Annotated in this window: 15 protein-coding genes and 2 pseudogenes; 10 read left to right on the plus strand and 7 right to left on the minus strand. The window is 71.3% G+C overall.

Going from position 1 to position 20,795, the window contains the following annotated elements; genetic code table 11:
* Positions 1-70: 70 nt before the first annotated feature.
* The 4 genes from ACZ49J_RS02970 to ACZ49J_RS02985 are packed head-to-tail and all read left to right on the plus strand — an operon-like array spanning position 71 to position 4,543.
* Positions 71-2,089: a branched-chain amino acid ABC transporter permease gene (locus tag ACZ49J_RS02970; RefSeq protein ID WP_467447487.1), complete on the plus strand. Its 2,019-nt coding sequence runs from the start codon at positions 71-73 to the stop codon at positions 2,087-2,089.
* Positions 2,086-2,922: an ABC transporter ATP-binding protein gene (locus ACZ49J_RS02975; RefSeq protein ID WP_467447489.1), complete on the plus strand. Its 837-nt coding sequence runs from the start codon at positions 2,086-2,088 to the stop codon at positions 2,920-2,922. Before ACZ49J_RS02970 ends, ACZ49J_RS02975 begins: the two co-directional genes overlap by 4 nt.
* Entirely contained in the window at positions 2,919-3,629 is a 711-nt protein-coding gene (locus ACZ49J_RS02980) for an ABC transporter ATP-binding protein (protein ID WP_467447491.1), read from the plus strand. The genes ACZ49J_RS02975 and ACZ49J_RS02980 overlap by 4 nt, the downstream gene beginning before the upstream one ends.
* A gap of 53 nt (positions 3,630-3,682) precedes the next feature.
* Complete coding sequence (locus ACZ49J_RS02985) at positions 3,683-4,543, plus strand: alpha/beta hydrolase (RefSeq protein WP_467447492.1); 861 nt, start codon at positions 3,683-3,685, stop codon at positions 4,541-4,543.
* Between the two features lie 110 nt (positions 4,544-4,653).
* Here ACZ49J_RS02985 and ACZ49J_RS02990 read toward each other — a convergent pair.
* Positions 4,654-4,854 (minus strand): annotated as a pseudogene (locus tag ACZ49J_RS02990) (DUF418 domain-containing protein); the annotation flags it as partial.
* Here ACZ49J_RS02990 and ACZ49J_RS02995 point away from each other — a divergent pair.
* A pseudogene (locus tag ACZ49J_RS02995) lies at positions 4,853-5,018 on the plus strand (ABC transporter ATP-binding protein); the annotation flags it as partial. The pseudogenes ACZ49J_RS02990 and ACZ49J_RS02995 overlap by 2 nt on opposite strands.
* A 37-nt stretch (positions 5,019-5,055) precedes the next feature.
* On the opposite strand, the gene ACZ49J_RS03000 reads toward ACZ49J_RS02995, so the two are convergent.
* On the minus strand, positions 5,056-6,174 hold the full coding sequence (locus tag ACZ49J_RS03000) for a sensor histidine kinase (RefSeq protein WP_467447493.1): 1,119 nt from the start codon (positions 6,172-6,174) through the stop codon (positions 5,056-5,058).
* The gene (locus tag ACZ49J_RS03005) at positions 6,171-6,830 is read right to left on the minus strand and encodes a response regulator (RefSeq protein WP_467447692.1); all 660 of its coding nucleotides are present in this window, start codon (positions 6,828-6,830) and stop codon (positions 6,171-6,173) included. Before ACZ49J_RS03005 ends, ACZ49J_RS03000 begins: the two co-directional genes overlap by 4 nt.
* Before the next feature lie 526 nt (positions 6,831-7,356).
* Between ACZ49J_RS03005 and ACZ49J_RS03010 the strand changes: the two genes are divergently transcribed.
* Positions 7,357-9,687: an MFS transporter gene (locus tag ACZ49J_RS03010; RefSeq protein ID WP_467447494.1), complete on the plus strand. Its 2,331-nt coding sequence runs from the start codon at positions 7,357-7,359 to the stop codon at positions 9,685-9,687.
* A gap of 149 nt (positions 9,688-9,836) precedes the next feature.
* On the opposite strand, the gene ACZ49J_RS03015 is transcribed toward ACZ49J_RS03010, so the two are convergent.
* From ACZ49J_RS03015 to ACZ49J_RS03025, 3 genes are all read right to left on the minus strand, one after another.
* Entirely contained in the window at positions 9,837-10,733 is an 897-nt protein-coding gene (locus tag ACZ49J_RS03015; protein ID WP_467447495.1) for an RNA polymerase sigma-70 factor, read from the minus strand.
* Between the two features lie 38 nt (positions 10,734-10,771).
* Positions 10,772-11,971: an NAD(P)/FAD-dependent oxidoreductase gene (locus tag ACZ49J_RS03020; RefSeq protein ID WP_467447496.1), complete on the minus strand. Its 1,200-nt coding sequence runs from the start codon at positions 11,969-11,971 to the stop codon at positions 10,772-10,774.
* Positions 11,972-12,203: 232 nt separating this feature from the next.
* Positions 12,204-13,013 (minus strand): IclR family transcriptional regulator, encoded by an 810-nt coding sequence (locus tag ACZ49J_RS03025; RefSeq protein ID WP_467447497.1) that lies wholly within the window; start codon positions 13,011-13,013, stop codon positions 12,204-12,206.
* Positions 13,014-13,407: 394 nt separating this feature from the next.
* Between ACZ49J_RS03025 and shiA (ACZ49J_RS03030) the strand changes: the two genes are divergently transcribed.
* The 3 genes from shiA (ACZ49J_RS03030) (at position 13,408) to ACZ49J_RS03040 (ending at position 17,665) form a co-directional block, all read left to right on the plus strand.
* Positions 13,408-14,766 (plus strand): shikimate transporter, encoded by a 1,359-nt coding sequence (shiA, locus tag ACZ49J_RS03030; RefSeq protein WP_467447499.1) that lies wholly within the window; start codon positions 13,408-13,410, stop codon positions 14,764-14,766.
* Positions 14,767-14,928: 162 nt separating this feature from the next.
* The gene (locus tag ACZ49J_RS03035; protein WP_467447500.1) at positions 14,929-15,915 is read left to right on the plus strand and encodes a zinc-dependent alcohol dehydrogenase; all 987 of its coding nucleotides are present in this window, start codon (positions 14,929-14,931) and stop codon (positions 15,913-15,915) included.
* Positions 15,908-17,665, plus strand: a complete 1,758-nt coding sequence (locus ACZ49J_RS03040; protein WP_467447502.1) for a TIM barrel protein — start codon at positions 15,908-15,910, stop codon at positions 17,663-17,665. Before ACZ49J_RS03035 ends, ACZ49J_RS03040 begins: the two co-directional genes overlap by 8 nt.
* On the opposite strand, the gene shiA (ACZ49J_RS03045) is transcribed toward ACZ49J_RS03040, so the two are convergent.
* Positions 17,653-18,993 carry a shikimate transporter gene (gene shiA / locus ACZ49J_RS03045; protein WP_467447503.1) on the minus strand — a complete coding sequence of 447 codons (1,341 nt, stop codon included), beginning with the start codon at positions 18,991-18,993 and terminating at the stop codon, positions 17,653-17,655. The two genes, ACZ49J_RS03040 and shiA (ACZ49J_RS03045), sit on opposite strands and share 13 nt — an antisense overlap.
* Before the next feature lie 618 nt (positions 18,994-19,611).
* Between shiA (ACZ49J_RS03045) and ACZ49J_RS03050 the strand changes: the two genes are divergently transcribed.
* Positions 19,612-20,697, plus strand: coding sequence for an esterase-like activity of phytase family protein (locus ACZ49J_RS03050; protein WP_467447506.1), 1,086 nt, complete (start codon positions 19,612-19,614; stop codon positions 20,695-20,697).
* Positions 20,698-20,795 lie beyond the last annotated feature (98 nt).

Consider the following 20,795-nt stretch of genomic DNA (forward strand, 5'->3'; position numbering starts at 1 on the left):
CCCGTGCCGTGTTCCTGATGCCCGACTCCTTCCCTACGGCCTCAGGAGCACGGCGCTCCAGGAGTAAGAAATGGAACAGATCCTGCTCTTCGCCGTGCTCGGCCTGGGCCAGGGGGCACTGATCGCCGGCATCGCACTCGGCGTCGTGGCGACCTACCGGGGTTCGGGCATCATCAACCTGTCGACCGGCGCCGTCGCGATGGTCGCCGGTTACACCTTCTGGGCCCTGAGCACCGGCTTCTTCGGCTTCTCGACTCCGACCGCCGCCGCCTTGGCGGGGGCGCTCATGGCGGCGCTCGCGGTCGGTGTGCTCACCGAAGTCGCGGTGTTCAAGCCCCTGCGCGCGGTCTCACCCCTGGCCAGGCTCGCCGCGTCACTCGGCATTCTGCTCACCCTGCAGGCCACCGTGCTGCTGGTGTTCGGAAACCAGCCACAGCAGGCCCCCAGCATCCTGCCCTCGGACTCCGTCACCGTCCTGGGCGTCACCACGCCCGTCGACCGTTTCATCCTGACGGGGCTGGTGATCGCCGTCGCGCTCGGCCTCGGGGCCCTGTACCGGTGGACCCGGTTCGGGCTCGCCACCCGCGCCGCCTCGGAGAACGAACAGGCGGCCCTGCTGGCCGGTCTGTCACCCAACAGCGTCTCCCTCGCCAACACCCTGCTGTCCGCGCTGATCGCGGGGCTGCTCGGTGTCCTGGCCGCACCCATCGTCCAGGTCGACTCCATCACGCTCCCGCTGCAGGTGGTCCCGGCCCTGGCGGCGGCCCTCTTCGCCGGATTCACCTCACTGTGGATCGCCTGCGGCGCCGGCATCCTCATCGGCGTCATGCAGTCGGTCGTCTACTACCTGTCCACCCAGAGCTGGTTCCCGACCGACAACGGCAACGCCATGCCCGGACTCCAGCAGCTGCTGATCTTCATCCTGATGATCATCGCCCTGTACGTGAAGGGGGCGGGCCTGCCGCGCCGTGGTGAACTCGTCGAGCAGCGGCTGCCCGCCGTACCGCTGCCGGACCGGCTGCTGCGACCGGCCGTACTGGCCACGGCGGCCGCCGCCCTCGCCCTGATCGTGCTGCCGTTCGACTTCCGCCAGGCGCTGACGAACTCGCTGATCGGCGCGATCATCGTCCTCTCGTACGTCGTCATCACCGGCTACGTGGGCCAGATCTCCGTGATGCAGCTCGCGCTCTCCGGCACCGCCGGTTTCGTCCTGTCCCACCTGGCGACCGAACTGCACATCCCCTTCCCCTTCAGCGCCCTCGGCGCGACCCTGCTGGCCACCCTGCTCGGGGTGGCGGCCGGCATCTCCGCCCTGCGGGTCCGCGGCGTGAGCCTGGCCGTCGTCACGCTGGCCGCCGCGCTCGCGATGGAACAGGCCCTGTTCACCAACACCTCCTTCGGCGGCACCGCCGGAGTGACCGTGCCCCCTCCCCGCCTGTTCGGGGTGAATCTCGGTCCAGGGGCGTCCTTCCGCGGACTGGACGGCAACGAACCCAGCCCCCTCTTCGGCTTCCTCGTCCTGTCGGTCGCCGTCGCCCTGGGGCTGTACGTGGCCAACCTCAGACGCACCGGGCTGGGGCGGCGCATGCTCGCCGTCCGCTCCAACGAGCGCGCGGCCGCGGCGGCAGGCGTCAACGTGCGGGCGGTGAAGATCGCGGCGTTCGCCATCAGCTCTTTCATCGCCAGCGCCGCGGGGACCCTGTACGGCTACAACTTCGGCTCCGTCAGCGCGGTCCGGTTCACCGCGCTGGCCGCACTCGGCCTCATCGGCTTCGCCTACATCGGCGGCATCACGATGGTCTCCGGAGCCGTCATCGCCGGCCTGATGTCCACCGAGGCACTCATCCCGCACGCCCTGGACAAGTGGTTCGGCATCAAGGGGACCTGGGCCCTGCTCTTCGCCGGCGTCTCCCTGATCGTGACGCTGATCGCGAACCCGGACGGCATCGCGGGCGCGGGCCACCGCCGCAGGAAGGCCAAGCAAGCCGCCCGCGCGGCGAAAGCCGCCCGGGCCACCCTCGCCGTGGACGCCGCGCCCGACACCGCCGGGGCCGAGGCGGCGCCCACCCCCAAGGAGGTCGCACGATGAGCATGCTCAAGGTCCGTTCACTGGGCGTCAGTTACGGCGGCGTCCACGCACTCAGCGACGTCACCCTGGAGGTCGCCGAAGGCCAACTGGTGGGACTGATCGGCCCCAACGGCGCGGGCAAGACCACCTTCGTGGACGCGGTCAGCGGACTGGTCGGCGCCCGGGGCCGGGTGGAACTGGACGGCGAGGACCTGACCGGCATGCCACCGCACGCCCGGGCCCGCCGAGGCCTCGCCCGCACCTTCCAGAGCAGCGAACTCTTCGAAGACCTCACGGTGACGGAGAACCTGCGCGTGACGGCGGAACACCCGGCCTGGCTCAGGGCGTTCGGCGAGACCTTCGGCCGCCGCACACCGCCGCCCTCCGCCGTCGCCGACGCCCTCACCACCCTGGGCCTGGAGGCCTTCGCCGACGCGTCCCCGGCCGAGCTGTCCCAGGGACAGCGCAAACTCGTCGGCGTGGCCCGGGCCCTGGCCGCCCGCCCCCGCGTCATCTGCCTCGACGAGCCCGCCGCCGGCCTGGACACGGCGGAGAGCGCCGAACTCGGCCGCCGCCTGCGCGCCGTCGCCGACGCCGGCACCGCACTGCTCCTCATCGACCACGACATGGGCCTGGTGATGGGCATCTGCGACCACCTGGTCGTCCTGGAGTTCGGCAAGGTGATCGCGGCGGGGCCCCCGAGCCGGGTCCGCGACGACCCCGCCGTCATCACCGCCTATCTCGGCGCGTCCGTCGTCCAGCCCGCCGACGCACCCGTACCGGACGGCGGCACTCCTTCCTCCACCACCACCGGCCGGCCCGGGGTCCTCAGCAGCGCACCGGAGACAACATGAGCACACCCGTCCTGGAAGTGGCCGGACTCACCGCCGGCTACGACGGAGCCCCCGTCGTCCGCGACCTCGGCATCACCGTCGGCGCGGGCGAGGTCGTCGCCCTGCTCGGAGCCAACGGCGCGGGCAAGACCACCACGCTCAAGGCCGTCTCCGGGCTGCTGCGTCCCTCCGCCGGCACCATCACCTTCAACGGAACCCCCCTCGACCAGGTGCCGGCGGCGGCCCGCGCGCGACGGGGCATCGCACACGTCCCGGAGGGCAGGGGCATCTTCTCCGGACTGACCGTGGCGGAACACCTGCGGCTGCGTCACCGGGGAGAACGGCTCGACGAGGAGGCGGCGTACGCCTACTTCCCGGTCCTGACCCGTCTGCGGGACCGCAAGGCCGGGCTCCTGTCCGGCGGAGAACAGCAGATGCTGGCTCTGGGACGTGCCCTGGCCCGTCGTCCCCAGCTGCTGCTGCTCGACGAACTCAGTCTCGGCCTCGCCCCGGTCATCGTCGAGGAACTGCTGCCCGTCGTCCGGCGCTTCGCCGACGACTCCGGCTGCGGGGTGCTGCTCGTCGAGCAGCACGTCGGCCTCGCCCTGGAAGTCGCCGACCGGGGCTGCGTCCTCTCCCACGGCGAACTCACCGTGCGGGCCACGGCCCGGGAACTGAGAGCGGACCGGTCCCGGATCGTGGCCGGCTACCTGGGCGAGAGTTCCTGACCGCCCCACTGTCTCGTACCTCGCCTCTCCCCTCACCCTCTCCCAGGAGAACCATGTTCACTTTCGACAGCGGCAAGGACGGCGTGCGCATCCACGTGCACGTGTGGCAGCCCGCCGGCGCGCCGCGCGGTGTCGTGCAGATCGCGCACGGCATGGGCGAACACGCCGGCCGATACGCCGCGCTCGCAGAGGCGCTGACGGCCCGGGGCTTCGCCGTGTACGCCAACGACCACCGGGGACACGGGCTCAGCAGGCATGCCGCACCCGGCCATCTCGGCGAGGACGGCTGGAACGGGCTCGTCGGCGATCTGGTGACACTCTCCGAGACCGTCCGGAAGCGGCACCCCGGTCTGCCCCTGGCGCTGCTCGGTCACAGCCTCGGCTCCTTCGCCGCGCAGCAGTACGTACTGCGCCACTCCCACCTGATCGACGCACTGGCTCTGGCAGGCACCACCGCGGTCGACGTGATGATCGCCCATCAGGCGGCCGACGCCGGGGACCCGCTCGTCGCCCTCAACAAGGGCTTCGAGCCCGCTCGGACGCTGTTCGACTGGCTCAGCCGTGACCCCGAGGCCGTCGACGCCTACCTCGCGGACCCGCTCTGCGGCGCCAGCCTCGACGCCGAGGGAATGCGGCAGGTCGCCGTCGCCTCCGCGGCACTCGCGCAGCCCCGGGGCATCCCGGCACACCTGCCTGTCTGTGTCCTGGTCGGCGACCGGGACCCGCTCAACGCCGGGCTCGCGCTGAGTGACCTGCTCGTCGACCGCTACCGGCAGGCCGGCCTCACCGACATCACCTACCGCGTCTACCCCGAAGCGCGGCACGAACTGTTCAACGAGACCAACCGCACCGAAGTCGAGGGTGACCTGCTGGCCTGGCTGGAGCGGGTACTCGCCGCCGAACCGGAGAGCTGAGAAGCTCCGGCCACGACGTCGACGATGGTTCCTGCGCCTTGTCCGGCAACTGGATCCGTGAGCCGTCCAGGCCGGGGCGGGACGTGGAGGCGTCCCACCCCGGCCTGGTGTCATCGGATGTGCTTCGCCGGCTTGGTGGCGGCGTTGAGGAGGTACTCCAGGGGGCCGCGGCGGAAGAAGCGGGACCAGATCGCGGCGAACAGGGTGGCCCCGAGGACGAACATGAGCAGCGGCACCCAGGACTGCTGGGTGCTGGTCCCGGCGGGCAGGGACAGCGCGGACTGGGCGAGGAAGTGGCCGACGTAGGCGGTGGCCCGCGAGACCACCGTGCTGGTGGTGGCCCACCGCCTCTCGACGGTGACCGGCGCCGACCGGATCGTCGTCATGGAATCCGGCCGGTCCACTCGGTGGGCACCCATGAGGAACTGGTGGCCAGGACCGGCTGTACGCGCGGCTGGCGGCCACCCAGCTCCTGCGCCCGCGAAAGGGGGCGGATCAGGATGAGGGGTGGGTCAGTCCGCGCTGGCGGGTATCCGCAGCCGCACCCGGTAGCCGCCCTCCGCGGTCGGGCCCGCGTCCAAAGTGCCGTGCAGGATCTCGGCCCGTTCCCGCAGACCGACCAAGCCCTGCCGCGAACCAGGCAGGGACAGGGAGGGACGTGTGGGAGGCGTGTTGGTGACGGTCACTCCGATGCCGTCGCCGTCCTGCCACAGCTCGACGCGGGCGTTGGCGCCGGGGGCGTGCTTGCGGACGTTGGTCAGCGCCTCCTGGACCGTGCGGTAGAGGGCGCGTTGGGCGGGTGTGCCCACGGTGGGCGGCAGCTCACCCGTCAGCTCCGTGTGAGTGCCGCTGGATTCCACCAGTTTGCGCAGGTCGGCCAGGGTGGGCTGCGGGGTCAGCTCGGTGGCGTGGCCGCCGGAGGCACGCAGCAGTGTGACCATGGTGCGCAGTTCGTCGAGGGTCGTGACGCTCAGCGAACGGATCGTGCGGGCGGCCTCCTTGGCGTCCGCGTCCTTGGTGGCGACCTGCAACGCTCCGGCCCGTACGGCGATCAGACTGACCTGGTGGGAGACCACGTCGTGCATCTCGCGGGCCAGCTGGGCGCGTTCGCGGGCGAGCACGGCCTGTGCGTGCAGGGCCCTCTCGTGCTCCCTGGCCTCCTCGATCTCGACAAGCCGCCGCGCCAAGTCCCTGTGCGTCTGGAGAAGCTGTCCGATGAGGACCGGTGCGGCGGCGGTCGCCAGGCCGTAGACGAAGGTGAGCAGCGTCATGGTCCGGCCGACCTCGGTGAGACCGGCCAGGGGCCACGGAACGCTGTTCGCGACCGCGGTCAGGGCGACGCAGACCGCGAGGAGAGGGCGGTTGCGGGAGCGTTCGGCCAGGGTGAACAGCGCCGCGAGCGGAGCAACGGCGACGGGCTGCGTCAGCGAGATGGGCAGGGTGAGCAGGAACACGCCGAGCGGGAACCGCCGCCGGAAGGCCAGCGCGGCGCAGCCGAGCGTGGCCAGCGCGATGCCGAGGCGCGTGTCGTCCAACAGGTTCAGCCGCACGTCCACCGCCGCCGCGATGACCAGCACGACGTCGACGACCGGCGCGGGCACACGCTCCCACAGCGCGCGGGCGCGATTCACCGCCCGGTCCTCGACCGCGGGTGTTCGTCGAGCAGTCCGGCCCGCTGCGCCAGCAGCGCGGCCTGCACCCGGCTCGTCACCCGCAGCTTCGTGAGGATCGCGCTGACGTGGTCCTTGACCGTGCCCGCCCCCAGGTGGACGCGCGCCCCGATGTCGGCGTTCGACAGCCCCTCCGCCACCAGGACGAGGACGTCACGCTCGCGGGGGGTGAGCAGCCGGACCCGTGCCGCGTCCTCGTCGACGGCCACCCCGGTGCCGGGGTGACTGTGCAGCAGGGTCCGCGACGCCTTGGGGGAGAGCACCACACCGCCCGCGGCCAGGGTGCGCACCAGGTGGGCGAGCTGCTCCGGCTCGGTGTCCTTGAGGAGGAAACCGGCCGCGCCGGAGTGCAGGGCGGTCAGGATGTACTCGTCGGCGTCGAACGTCGTCAGCATCGCCACCACCGGAGCGTCCGGCATCGTCCGCAACTCGCGCAGGACGGTGAGCCCGTCGACGTCCGGCATCCGGATGTCCAGCAGCACCACGTCCGGCCGCTCCCGCCGGACGGCCTCGGCGGCGTCGCCCCCGCTCGCGGTCGCGACGACCTCGATGTCCTCGGACGCGCCCAGAATGAGTTCGAAGCCCGAGCGGACCAGTGCCTCGTCGTCCACCACCACTACCCGGATCACGCGCCCCGCCTCACCTTCGTTCCTGCCCCCTGGCCCATGCCACCTCGACCATAGAGCCACGCGGAGCCCTTGCGGCCCGGCGGGCGGCAGCTCCAGCCACCCGGCGGGGTGGCACCCACCAGTCGGCAGGGACCTCACAGCCGTCTGCCGGACAGACCATGACCGGTCCGGTCTCCAGCCTCAGGGGCATGACACATCACGCGGACTCCCCGCCGCTCCCGGCCGACGCGACGCCCCCCCCCCGCACGCGAGCGCGGTGAGCCTTCGACGCGCCCGGCCCCGCTCTGCCCCCTGGGGCCAAGGCCGGTGGCGACGTGGGATTTCGCGAAGGTTGTGGAGGGGGTGTAGGGGCGGTGAGCCCGTGGTTGTGAGCCGTCCCACACTTCGGGTGGCGGGCTATCGAAACGTTTGAGTTTCGCTGCGCGAGTTTCTACGTTAGGCGTACGAAACGGTTTCGGACTGATGAGTGTCGTCCGATCCGAGTAATCCCGAGCCCCATGAGGGGAGCACCATCGTGGAAGCCATCCCGGCCCTCACCGCCCAGGCCGGGCCGCCCGGTCACACCCAGGCCCCAGCGAAGCACCGATGGTGGGCGCTGGCCGTGATCGGCCTCGCCCAGCTCATGGTCGTCCTCGACGCCACCATCGTGAACATCGCGCTGCCGTCCGCCCAGCAGGACCTGGGCTTCGACAACAACGGCCGGCAGTGGATCGTCACCGCCTACTCCCTGGCCTTCGGCAGCCTGCTGCTGCTCGGCGGCCGGCTCGCCGACCTCTTCGGCCGCAAGACGACCTTCATCGTCGGCCTCGTCGGCTTCGCCGCCGCCTCCGCGATCGGCGGCGCGGCGAACGGCTTCACCATGCTGGTCGTCGCGCGCGCGGTGCAGGGCCTGTTCGGCGCGCTGCTCGCGCCGGCCGCGCTCTCCCTGCTCACCACGACCTTCACCGAGGCCAAGGAGCGCGCCAGGGCGTTCGGCATCTTCGGTGCCATCGCCGGCTCGGGCGCGGCCGTCGGCCTGGTCCTCGGCGGCCTGCTCACCGAGTACCTGGACTGGCGCTGGACGCTGTACGTCAACGACGTCATCGCGGTTCCGGCGCTGATCGGTGCGATCTTCCTCATCGGCCGCTCCGTCCCGGCCGAGCGGCCGAAGCTGGACGTCCTCGGTGTCGTCCTGGTCTCCGGCGGTCTGTTCGGCATCGTCTACGGTTTCGCCAACGCGGAGACGCACGACTGGGACAACTGGATGACCTGGGGCTTCCTGGCCGCGGGCGCCGTCCTGCTGATGGCGTTCTTCCTCTGGCAGACCCGTGCCGAGCACCCCGTGCTTCCGCTGCGCGTCCTGGCCGACCGGGACCGCGCCGGCGCCCTGTCCGCCGTGCTCATCTCGTCGGCCGGGATGTTCGGCGTCTTCCTCTTCCTCACCTACTACCTGCAGTCGACCCTGGGCTACTCGCCGGTGAAGAACGGCGTGGCCTTCCTGCCGATGGTGGGCGCGCTGATGGTGGCGGCGCAGCTGGCGACCACCTGGCTGGTGCCGAAGCTCGGCCCCAGGATCGTCGTGCCCGTGGGCATGCTGCTGGCCACGGTCGGCATGGTCCTGCTCACCGGCCTCGACCTGGACAGCAGCTACGCGGCGCATGTGCTGCCCCCGCTGCTGCTGCTCGGCGTGGGCCTCGGCCTGACGATGCCCGTCGCGATGAGCTACGCCACCCTGGGAGTGGACGCCCAGGACCAGGGCGTGGCGTCGGCGGCCGTCAACACCACCCAGCAGGTGGGCGGTTCGATCAGCACCGCGCTGCTGAACACCCTGGCCGCCAGCGCCGCCACCGACTACGCGCAACACCACATGTCCGATCCGCTGGTCAAGGCGAAAGCCGCCCTGCACAGCTACGAGGTCGCGTACTGGTGGTCGGCCGGCTTCTTCGTCTTCGCGCTGATCGTCACGGCGCTGCTGTTCCGCAGGAAGAGGAGGGCCGGTGCGCCCGCGGAGGAGTCCGCGGGGGTGCCGGAGGCGCAGGCCGAGGCCCCGGTCGAGGCCCCGGCCACGCCCGCGGTCGTCGGCGCCCTCGAAGCAGGCGCGCGCGAGGTGCCCGCCATCCGGGGACAGGTGCGGGACGGTGCCGGCGCGCCCGTACCCCGTACCGCGATCACCCTGCTGGACAGTTCGGGGCGGCAGCTCGCACGCGCCACCTCCCGTGCGGACGGCTCGTACGCGGTGGAGACCGCCGAGCACGGCAGCTTCGTCCTCATCGGCTCGGCACCCGGTTACCAGCCGCAGGTCGTGACGCTGACACTGAACGGCGCGTCCGTCTCCCACGACCTCGTTGTCCTGCCCAGCCCTGGCGGCCTGGCCGGCACCGTGCGCGGCGGGGAGGGCGAGGTGCTGCCCGGCGCGCTGGTGGTGGCCACCTACCGGAGCGGTGACGTGGCAGCCTCCGTGACCACGGGGACGGACGGCGGCTACCGGATCGGTGACCTGGTCCCCGGCGACTACACGCTCAGCGTCAGCGCGGCCGGCCACCGCCCGGCCGCCGTGCCGGCCACCGTCACCGCCGAGACCACCCGCTCCGACATCCAACTCTCCGTCGCGGCGACCCTGCGGGGCACGGTGCACACCCAGGACGGGCGTGCGCTGGACGACGCCCGGGTCACGCTGATCGACGCCGCCGGCAACGTCGTCGGGACGCGCAGCACGAGCCTCGACGGCAGCTACGCCTTCACCGACCTCTCCGACGAGCAGTACACCGTGATCGCCAGCGGCTACCCGCCGGTGGCCACGCAGGTCACCCTGAACGGCAGCCAGGAGGGTGTCGACATCCAGCTGGGACACAAGGAGGCCCAGTGACCTGAGTCACGGTTCGTCGCCGCCGCCGCGTGGCCCGGTCAGGCACTCGGCGGCCGGCCGGCCCACAGCGGCATGCCGGCGGTGACCGCCTGGAGGACAGAGGGTCAGCGTCTGCAGGGCCGTCGCGGGTGCTGCCCGAGCCGACCGCGTCAGCGCAGGCTGAGCGGGGTCCCGGAGGTGACCCGGGTCAGCTTCTCGGGGTTGCGGACGAAGTAGAGGCCGGTGATGCGGGCGTCCTCGACACGGACGGCCATGACGCCGTCGAACGCGCCGTCCCTGTGTACGGCGAGTGCCGGGCTGCCGTTGACCACGGTGGGCTCGCAGGTGATCACGGCCGGGTTCTTGGCGGTGGCTCCGAGGTAGAAGCGGACGATCTTCTCGGCGCCGACGACGGGCCTGAGCGCGGCGCGCTTGACGCCGCCGCCGTCGCTGATCAGGACGACGTCGGGGGCGAGTACGTCGAGGAGGTCCTGCGGGTTGCCGGTCTCCAGGGCGCGCTGGAAGGACTCCAGCGCCGCCCGGGTCTGGCTCGGGGAAGCCGTCCGGCGGGGACGGCGGGCATCGACGTGCCGGCGGGCGCGATGGGCGATCTGGCGGACGGCCGCGGGGCTCTTGCCGACGGCCTCGGCGATCTCGTCGTAGTCGACCTCGAAGACCTCACGCAGCACGAACACCGCCCGCTCGGTCGGGGAGAGGGTTTCGAGTACGAGCATCATCGCCATCGACATGCTCTCGGCGAGTTCCGCGTCCTCGGCCACGTCCGGCGTGGTGAGCAGCGGTTCGGGCAGCCACTGGCCGACGTACGCCTCCCTGCGGCGCTTCACCGTGCGCAGCCGGTTGAGCGCCTGCCGGGTCGTGATCCGCACCAGGTACGCCCGCTGGTCGTTCACCTGCCCCAGGTCGGCCCTGACCCACCGCAGCCACGTTTCCTGGAGGACGTCCTCGGCGTCGGCCGCCGATCCGAGCATCTCGTAGGCGACGGTGAAGAGCAGGTTGCGGTGGGCGACGAAAGCCTCGGTCGCCAGGTCCGTGTTCCGGTCGGTCATCTCTCGGGTCCCTCTCCCTCGTACCCTCGTATGCCTGGTCAGACTGTCCGTCCTGGGACGGCCGTCGTCTCGCCGCGCCTGTCCTGCAGCAGTCGCCGGCGGTGGTCACCCGCCCCCGGCCAGGTGTGCGAACCGGGCCTGCGCGCCTCCTCCACCAGGTGCTTGACGCTGAACCGGCAGGACAGTTCCTTGAGCCCGGCGCCCGCGCGGCCGCCGACGTAGAGCCTCATCGCGGTGTCGTCCTTGCGCGCGAGCTGGAAGACGGCGGCTCGGCGCCCCAGGCTGACGCACATGGCGGGGAACGACAGGTCGATGGGCGCGGGTCGCTCACCCGCGATGCGGCCGAGCACCGTGTCGGCGGCGTGCGCGCCCAGGCAGCCCGCGGCGTAGGCACTCATCCGGAACGGCAGGTCCGACGGCGCGGCCGAGTCCCCGGCGGCGACGATGCGCTCGTCGTCCACGCTGGTCAGCGTCTCGTCCGTGAGCAGGCGCCCCACCGCGTCGGTGCTCAGCCCGCTGCGCGCGGCCAGATCGGGCACACCGAACCCGGCCGTCCAGACGGTGACCTCGCTCGGCAGCTCGCGACCGTCACCGAGGCGCACGGAGTGGCCGGTCACCGCTGTGACTGACGCGCCGGGCCCGTCGAGCACGGTCACCCCGAGCCGGGCGAGCCGCTTGGCAGCCGTGCGCCGGGCCCGGGGGTGCAGGTACGGGCCGAGCGCGCCTTTGCAGACCAGCGTCACCCGACGGCCCTGCTCCGCCAGCTCGGCGGACGTCTCGATGCCGGTCGGACCACCGCCGACGACCGTCACGGCACCCGTCGCGGGCGTGGCGTCGAGGACCGACCGCAGCCGCTGCGCCGCCTCCAGCGTGGCGACCGGGTGGGCGAACTCGGCCGCCCCGGGCACGTCCGGGGCGGCACTGGCACTGCCCGCCGCGTAGACCAGGTAGTCGTAGCCGACGGTGCCGCCGCTCGCCAGTGTCACGCGGCGCTCGGCCCCGTCGATCCGGGCCACGCTGTCGACCACCAGCCGTACGCCCTCGGCCAGGACCTCGCGGTACTCGACGACCGCGTCGTGGGACCCGCCCACCAGCTGATGCAGGCGCAGGCGCGGGACGAAGACCGGGCGCGGGTTGATCACGGTCACGGTCACGTCGTCGCGCCGCGTGAGGCGATTGGCTGCCATGACACCCGCGTATCCGCCGCCGATCACGACGACATCGGTGTTCTCGGTCATGGGTGGCTCCTCCGTTCTTCCGGTGTCGGCCTCAAGACACCGGGGGAGCGCTGGCTGTGACAGCGTGTGAGCCAGCTCACGTCATGGCGGGCAGGTTCGCCATGTCATGAAGGGCCCGCACGCGGAGGTCGGGTACGGAGGCGGGCCTGATGGCGGTGTCCCGGGGATGCCTCACGGGTCGTGCGGGAACCGTCGTGGGCGGCGGGACTGCCGCAGGTGATGTCGGGACCGGTCAGGGGGCTTTGCCCTGGTGCCCGCCGCCGAGCGGGCGTGTGAAGCCCTGGTCGGAGATCAGGCGTGCCGCCTCCGTCAACTCGGTGGCGAAACGCTCGACGGCCTCGTAGGGGAAGCGGTGGTCGGGGCCGCTCACGGACAGGGAGGCGATGACGGCGCCGGTGGCGCCGGTGATCGGGACGGCGACAGCGGTGAGACCCTCGTCCCACTCGCTGCTGCTGACCGCGTAGCCCCGGCGCGCCGCTTCCTGCGCCGAGACGCGCAGCCGCTCCGCGTACGTCTCGTCGTGGGAGGAGGCGAGGGCGAGCCGACGCAGCAGGGTGTCAGGGGCGTCGCGGAGCAGGATCTTCGAGGACGCGCCGGCCCACAGCGGCTGCTCGTCGCCCACGTCGACGACGTGGCGCAGTGGGTGGGGGCTCTCCTCGTGGGCCACGCAGACGCGGTGGAGGTCACGGGGGACGAAGATGTTGACCGTCTCGCCCAGCCGGTCCGCCAGGTCGCGCATCACCTTGCGGGTGGCGCGGGGGATCTCCCACTGGCCGCGAGCGAGGTACGCCCAGCGCCACAGGCCGGGTCCGGCGATGTAACCGCCGCCGTCCGACCACAGCAGGCCGCTCTCCTCCAGCGTCTGGACGAGGCGCAGCACCGTGGTCTTCGGCAGACCGGTGGTCTCGACGATCTCGCGCAGCGTGATGAGCGGCCGTTCCTCGCTGAGCAGGCCGAGGATGTCCACGGCGCGTCGCACACTGCGGACTCCGGTGCCGTTCGGCTCCTTGTCCGGGTCGGCCCCCGCGCCGCTGCTCGCCACTCTTCTGCCTCCCCTGTCCGGTGCCCACAGGAGCGTACCCGGTGCCGCTCGTGTGACGGGCTCCCCGTCCCCGACGGTAGTCCGTTCTGCGGACCGCAGGAAGCCGAAGCGTGGGGGAAATCTTGCGGTAACCCTTGCCCGCCCCCGACTGGGGACCGTATCTTCCCGCCAATCGGTCCATTCGATCCACTACACGGACCGGAGCGCTCGGGCTCGTCTTACGCCAGGCGAGCCCCCTGGTGCCGCCCGACGGCAGGCTCCCCACCCCGGAGCACGCGCCGCCGCACCCGGCACCCGTTCCCACGGCAGTCGCCTGTCCTGATGTCCACCCGTCTCTCGCGAGCCGCGCCTCCCGGCCGGCCGGTGAAGCACAGCATCCAATGGAGTGTGTGAGTTGAGCAGCATCCCCAGCCCGGCAGCAGGCGCCGGGACCGCGAATCCCGGCGCGGCGAAGAGAGCGGCCGTAGCCAGCTTCATGGGAGCGGTCGTCGACTGGTACGACTTCTTCCTCTACGGCATCGTCGCCGGCCTCCTCTTCAACGAACTGTTCTTCCCCGACGTCAGCCCGGCCGTGGGCACCCTGGCGGCCTGGGCCACGTTCGGTGTCGGCTTCCTGTTCCGTCCCCTGGGCGGCATCGTCTTCGGTCACTTCGGCGACCGTCTGGGCCGCAAGAGGATGCTGGTCCTCACCATGCTGATCATGGGCCTGGCGTCCACCCTGATAGGCGTCCTGCCCACCCACGCCCAGGCCGGTCTGTGGGCGCCCTTCCTGCTGGTCGTCCTGCGCGCGGCCCAGGGCTTCGCCGTCGGCGGCGAGTGGGGCGGCGCGGCGCTGATGGCCGTGGAGAACGCGCCCGCCAAGTGGCGCAGCCTCTACAGCAGTGGCGTCCAGGTCGGTGCGTCGGTCGGCCTGCTGCTCGCCACGCTGATCACCAAGGTCACCTCCGGCGGGATGTCGGACGCCGCCTTCAGGACCTGGGGCTGGCGCGTTCCCTTCCTGGTCAGCGCGGTCATCGTGATCATCGGTCTGGTCATCAGGGCCAAGGTCGAGGAGTCCGAGGTCTTCACCAAGGAGGTCGCCACGCTCGACCAGGCCAAGAAGCCGAGCATGCCCCTGGTCGCCGCCATCAGGTCCAACCCCAAGGGCTTCTTCGCCATCATCGGTCTGCGCATGGTCGAGCTGTTCACCTTCTACGGGGTGACCAACTTCGCCCTCAGCTACGGCACGGCCGAGTTCGGGCTGGACCGCGACAGCCTCCTCAACGTCAACCTCGCGGTGGGCGCGCTGGCGATCGTCACCATCCCGGCCTTCGCCTACCTCGCCGACCGCTACAGCCGCCGCTCGGTCTACGTGTGGGGCTCCGTCCTGGGCATCGCCGGTTCGGTCCCGTTCTTCTGGGCCATGGAGTCGGGTTCGATGGTGCTGATCATCGTGTGCGCGGTGCTGCTGGTGAACGGCGCCCACGACATGGCGGTCGCCGTGCAGCAGTCCCTGTTCACGGAGATGTTCGGCCCCGAGTACCGCTACAGCGGCGCCGGGGTCGGCTACCAGCTCGCCAGTGTCGTCGGCGGCGGCTTCACGCCCTTCGTCCTCAGCTCCCTGGTCCTCTGGGCGGACGGAGGCTGGTACCTGGTCGCCGGCTACTTCACGCTCGGCTGCCTCATCTCCCTCCTCGTCGCCCTGCGGATGGGCGGCGGACGGGACCGTGTTCCCGCCGCTGTCCCGGCGGAACCCGTCAGCAGGGCCGTCTAGGCCTCGGGAGCCCGCACAGCCGCCGTACGTCTCATCCGGACGTGCGGCGGCTCTGCTTTTCCCGGGGCCGGCCGGAGAAACTTCCCACAGACCACTGGCGAAACCACTGGCCGGATCATATGGTCCATTAAGCGGACCACGGGAAGATCCAGGGAGAAGAAGATGAGAGCAGCGGTTCTCACAGACACCTGCCGCATAGAGACGGTCGAGGACTGGCCGGAGCCTTCCTGCGGACCGCACGACGTGGTAGTGGAGGTGGGCGGGGTCGGACTCTGCGGTACCGACCTCGCCGTCTTCCACGGCAAGCGCCGTCCCCCCGAAGTGCCGTGGGTCATGGGCCACGAGGGATTCGGACGCATCGTCACCACAGGGGCCGAGGTACGGGACCGCACAGTCGGGCAGACAGTGGTCGTCGAGCCCAACTACGCCTGCCTGAAGTGCGTAGACTGTCTGCGCGGCCTCACCTCCGCCTGTCCCCACCGCACCATCGTCGGCCTCAACGCCCCCGGCGTCCTCGCCGAACGGATCGCGCTCCCCGCGCAGTTCGCCCACCCTGTCCCCGACGCCCTGTCCGGCGCCGACCTCGCCAGCGCCGAGCCGTACACCGTCGCCCGGACCGCCGTACGGCGCAGCGGGGTCACCGCGGGGGACCGCTGCCTGGTCGTCGGAGCCGGCGCACAGGGCCTGCTGGTCTGCGTCGTCCTCGCCCGTCTGGGCGCCCGGCCGGTGGTCGTCGAGCCGCACCCGCGGCGCGCGGCCCGGGCCCAGCGCCTCGGCGCGCTCGCCGACGACGGGCGCAGCGGATTCACCTTCGTCTTCGAGACGTCCGGCCACGCACCCGCGCTGCGCCCCGCCCTGGACCGGGCGGCGCCCGGCGCCACCGTCGTCCTGGTCGGCCTCAGTTCCGCCCCCCTCCCTCTCACCGTCGACGACGTGGTCCGCCGCCAGTTCGTGATCAAAGGCTCGATGATCTACGACCACCCCCATGACTTCGCCGACGCCATGGCCGAGCTCGACAGTGCCCGTCCCGGACGGGCCGTCGAATGCCGGTACCCGCTGGAGCAGGCCCAGGAAGCCTTCACCGGAGCGGGCCGGCGGGCCGGCAAGACCTGGATCAGCGTCGGAGGGCTCGGAGGGGCCGATGCGTAAGTCCATCGCCACCGTCTGCCTGAGCGGCACGCTGAGCGAGAAGCTCACCGCCGCCGCCCGCGCGGGCTTCCACGGTGTGGAGATCTTCGAGAACGACCTGCTCGCCAGCCGGCTGAGCCCCGAACAGGTTCGCGAACGCGCGGCCGACCTGGGGCTGGCCATCGAGCTCTACCAGCCGATGCGCGACATCGAGGCCGTCTCCGACGAGCGGTTCACCCGCAATCTCCGCCGCGCGGAGCACAAGTTCGAGGTCATGCGCCGACTCGGTGCCGATCTGCTGCTGGTGTGCTCACAGGTCTCCGGGCACGCCGTGGACGACGACGCCCTCGCCGCCGCGCAGTTGCGCCTCCTGGCCGAACGCGCCCACGAACACGGCATCCGCGTCGCCTACGAGGCGCTCGCCTGGGGACGGCACGTCAGCACCTACGACCACGCCTGGCGCATCGTCGAGAAGGCGGACCATCCGGCCCTCGGCGTCTGCCTGGACAGCTTCCACATCCTCTCCCGCGGCTCGGACCCCGCCGGCATCGAGCGGATTCCCGCGGAGAAGATCTTCTTCCTGCAACTCGCGGATGCTCCTGTCATGGCCATGGACGTGCTGCAGTGGAGCCGCCACCACCGCTGCTTCCCCGGCCAGGGCGGGCTCGACGTGGCCCGCCTGGTCCGTCACGTGGTCGACGCCGGTTACCGGGGCCCGCTGTCCCTGGAGGTCTTCAACGACGTCTTCCGCCAGTCCGAGGCGGGCCCCACCGCCACCGACGCCCTGCGCTCCCTGATCGCGCTGGAGAAGGACGCCGGCATCTGCCCGGCACCGGCCCCGGTCGCGCAGCCCTCCGGTATCGCCTTCGCCAAGATCGCCAGTACCGACCCACAGCCCGTGACGGCACTGCTGGGCGCCCTCGGGTTCGTACGCACCGAGAAGCAGGCGGCGGGAAACCGGCCGGAGCTGTGGGAGCGGAACGACGCCCGTGTCCTGGTCGACAGCGGCTCCGCCACCCGGCGCGACGGCGCTCGGCTGGCCGGAGTCGGGGTGTGCGCCCCCGAGCCCGCCGCGCTCGCCGACCGCGCCGCGTCGCTGCTGGTACCCGCGCCGGCCCGGCGGCGCGGTGAGCCGGACGTCTCACCGCACACCATCAGCGCCCCGGACGGCACGGAGCTGTTCCTGTGCGCCACCGACGACCGCGCGAGCAGGGCTTCCGCGGCAACGACCGGCGCACTTCTCGGAATCGACCATGTGGCGCTCACCCAGCCCGGCGCCCAGTTCGACCAGGCGGTCCTCTTCCACCGCAGCGTGCTCGGGCTGCGACCCGAGGAGAGCGTGGAGGTCGCCGACCCCTACGGGCTGCTGCGCAGCCGGGCGCTGTCCAGCGACGACGGCAGCCTGCGTCTCGTACTCAACCTGGCGCTCGCGTCGGAAGGCGACGACCACCCGGCGCAGCACATCGCGTTCGTCACGGACGACATCCTCGCCGCAGCCCGCCGGTTCCGGGACGCGGGGGCCGAGCCGCTGGCGATCCCCGCCAACTACCACGACGATCTCGATGCCCGCTACGACCTCGATCCGGCGGAGCTGGCCGCCTACCGGGAACTGGGCATCCTCTACGACCGCGACGAACAAGGCGGCGAGTTCCGCCACTTCTACAGCACGACCGTCGGACGGGTCTTCTTCGAAGTGGTCCAGCGCACCGGAGGCTACGACGGGTACGGCGCCGCCAACGCCTACGTCCGCCTCGCCGCTCAGCGCGGTTGAAGGCGGCGGGTCGAGGAGTCCGGAGGAGCATCGGGCGTGCCCGGCCGGCTGGGGCGACCGGTGTGCAGGTTGAGGGCGACCGTGAAGGAGACGCCGCATCCGATCAGGAGATACAGGGCGACCGGGACCCAGCTGCCCTCGGCCCACAGCACGAGGGTTCCGGCGATCAAGGGGGTGAAGCCCCCGCCGACGACGCTGGCGAGCTGGTAGCCGACGCCTGCGCCGCTGTAGCGGAACTCGGTGCTGAACATGTCGGTGAACAGAGGTTGCTGGACCGCGACGGACAGGTCGTGGGCACCGTTGACGAGCAGGATCGCGGTCACCAGGATCAGGATCTCCGAGCCGAAGTGCAGGGCGGTGAAGAACGGCAGGGCACCGAGGATGCCGAGACCCGCGCCCCAGAGGTAGACCGAGCGGGGGTTGTAGCGGTCCGCGAGGTAGGCGAAGACGGGAATGGTGACAAGGGCCAGCGAACCGAGCACGAGGTTGGTGTCGAGCAGCGTGTCGCGGCTCAGGCCGAATTCCTCGGCACCGTAACTCAGACCGAACGTGGTCACGCAGTAGAAGCTGAGCAGTTCGACCAGGCGCAGACCGATGATGGCCAGGAAGCCGGACGGGTTGGCCTTGACGGCGGCGAGCAGTGGCAGCCGTCGGCGTGTGGAGCGTGCGGCGACGTGCTCGGTGAACGCGCGGGATTCGGGAACGGCGGCTCGTACGACCAGGCCGATGACGACGATGGCGCCGCTGGCGAGGAAGGGGATCCGCCATCCCCATGCGCGGAAGTCCTGCTCGGGCAGATGGGTGGACGTGAACTGGACGGCCGCGGTGGCCAGGAGCAGTCCGACGGAGGCGCCCACCTGTACGCCGCTGCTGTAGAGGGAGCGCCATCTGCGGGGCGCGTTCTCCACCGCCATCAGCGCGGCACCGCCCCACTCGCCGCCGACCGCGAAGCCCTGCGCGGCACGCAGGACGACCAGGAGGACCGGGGCCAGGACGCCGGCCTCCTCGTAAGTGGGCAGGACTCCTATCAGAGTTGAGGCGAGGCCCATGATGAGCATGGTCAGGATGAGCATCCTCCTGCGGCCCACGCGGTCCCCGAAGTGGCCGAAGACGATGCCACCGAGAGGACGGAAGAGGAAGCCGACGCCAAAGGTGGACCAGGCGGCGAGGGTCGCGAGGGCGGGACTGACGTCGGGGAAGAACAACTCGTCGAACAGCAGGCCGGCGACGATCCCGTAGAGGAAGAAGTCGTACCAGTCGGCCACGGCCCCGACGAAACTGGCGATGGCCGCCCCCGCGCCCGGGCCGGATCTGGATGCGCGACTCATGCCAACCTCCGTGATGACGTGCGGGGTGAAAGGCCGGTGGTGGAGCGAGGGCCTGGGGTGCGTTGAGGACGGGCAGCCGCTGGGCAGACCTCTCGGCTGTGTGACGTGCTCACCACTACAGCGCACCTTTGGTCCGCAGCGTGGTTCAAATGGTCCGGCCTGCGGCAGTGAAACTACGCGGCGCATCGGGCATCGGCAAGATTCCGGAGGTGAAAAGTGGGATCGGGTGGATCACTTGGACCGCCAAGCGGAACCGAGGGGAGTCGAGGAGGTCTCTTCGAAGCCGGTGGAGCGCCGCCTCCAGGGGCTGCGAAAGGGTGGCTCACCTGGGCTTCTCGGTGCGGATGCGGAGGTCTGGCAGGCGCAGGCGGTGCTCCTTGCTCCACGTGTACCTGCTACGCGGGTAGAGACATTCGGCCGCCGGACTTGTAGGTTGACATTTTGTTGAGCCCGTTTGGTGCTCGGCCGTTCGTCATGCCCGTGCGGAGTGCTTCCCGCCCAGTGCGCCCTCCCTTGACGCCACGGGCGAACGCGTCGTCGTGGATGTTGGCCGAGGATGCCCAACACGCGGAGCCCCGGGCGGACTTCCCTCACTCTTCGTGCCAAAGGAGTACGCGCATGCGCCTACGTGGGTCGGTCACCGCCGCACTGGTCCTGAGCATGACCGGATGTCTCACTTTCGCCCAGAGCGCCGCCCAGGCGTCCGAGCTGCCCCCGTCGTCCCTCCACGTTCCGTCCACGCCGACGCGTGACTGCTCCGACCTGGTCCGCATCCGGGCCTTCTCCGACGACTTGGACAAGGAGACCCTGGACGGCGTCTACGTCGGCAACCTCTCCGCCCTCGCCGTGGACCGGGGCGGCCGGATCACCGCGGTGTCCGACGAGTCGTACCTGTTCTCGCTCGACGTGCGAGAACGCGCCCGTTCACTGACCGCCGAGGCGGTGGCCGTGACGGGCCTCACCGACCTGAACGGCGCGGCGCCGGACTCCGAGGGGCTGGCCGTCGACCAGGACGGCACCCGGTTGATCAGCTCGGAGACCGAACCTTCCGTCACCCGCTACGACCGCGACGGCACGCCCGTCGAGACACTGCCCGTGCCGGGCGCCCTCGCCGTGGCCCCGGCAGGCCGCGCCGTACGCAACCAGACCTTCGAAGGACTGACCCTCCAGCGCGGCGGAGGAACCCTGATCGCCTCCATGGAAGGCGCCCTCTCCGGAGACGAAGCCGATGTGGTCCGCTTCCAGACCTGGCGCCGTGCGGGCCTCGTCAAGCCCTTCGCGATCGGCGCCCAGTACGGTTACCGGGTCGACGCGGGCCTCGGAGTGGTGGAGTTGGCAGCCGCCGGGGACGGTCGGCTTCTCGTCCTCGAACGCGGCTTCAAGGCGGGCGTCGGCAACACGGTCCGCCTGTATCTGGCCGACCTGAGCCGCGCCGAGGACGTGAGCGGAGCCGAGAGGATCGCCGCGGGAGATGCCGTCCGCCTGGCCTCCAAGACGCTGCTGGCCGACCTCGTCGACTGCCCGGCCCTCGGCGCCACGGCCGAACAGCCCCAGCCCAACCCGCTCCTTGACAACATCGAGGGACTCGCGGTGACCGGCCACACCGCCGGCGGACGCCTGCGCGTCCTGCTGGTCAGCGACGACAACGAACGGGAGACCCAGACCACGCGCCTGTACTCCCTCGACGTCCGTCTGCCCCGCTGAACATACCTTCCGCCCCCTGGACCCCTCCGAGCGGTCACCGGCTCGGAGGGGTTGCGCGAACGGTACGGGGTGCCTCAGGGGTCCTTCCCGCGAGGTTC

It is taken from the genome of Streptomyces sp. NPDC030840 (genome assembly GCF_055572015.1).

Coding starts and splice junctions, on each gene's coding strand:
- ACZ49J_RS03035 (WP_467447500.1), top strand. CDS start 14,929: ATGAGAGCAGCGGTTCTCACAGACACCTGCCGCATAGAGACGGTCGAG.
- shiA (WP_467447503.1), bottom strand. CDS start 18,993: ATGAGTCGCGCATCCAGATCCGGCCCGGGCGCGGGGGCGGCCATCGCC.
- ACZ49J_RS03040 (WP_467447502.1), top strand. CDS start 15,908: ATGCGTAAGTCCATCGCCACCGTCTGCCTGAGCGGCACGCTGAGCGAG.
- ACZ49J_RS02970 (WP_467447487.1), top strand. CDS start 71: ATGGAACAGATCCTGCTCTTCGCCGTGCTCGGCCTGGGCCAGGGGGCA.
- ACZ49J_RS02980 (WP_467447491.1), top strand. CDS start 2,919: ATGAGCACACCCGTCCTGGAAGTGGCCGGACTCACCGCCGGCTACGAC.
- ACZ49J_RS03015 (WP_467447495.1), bottom strand. CDS start 10,733: ATGACCGACCGGAACACGGACCTGGCGACCGAGGCTTTCGTCGCCCAC.
- ACZ49J_RS03020 (WP_467447496.1), bottom strand. CDS start 11,971: ATGACCGAGAACACCGATGTCGTCGTGATCGGCGGCGGATACGCGGGT.
- ACZ49J_RS02975 (WP_467447489.1), top strand. CDS start 2,086: ATGAGCATGCTCAAGGTCCGTTCACTGGGCGTCAGTTACGGCGGCGTC.
- ACZ49J_RS02985 (WP_467447492.1), top strand. CDS start 3,683: ATGTTCACTTTCGACAGCGGCAAGGACGGCGTGCGCATCCACGTGCAC.
- ACZ49J_RS03050 (WP_467447506.1), top strand. CDS start 19,612: ATGCGCCTACGTGGGTCGGTCACCGCCGCACTGGTCCTGAGCATGACC.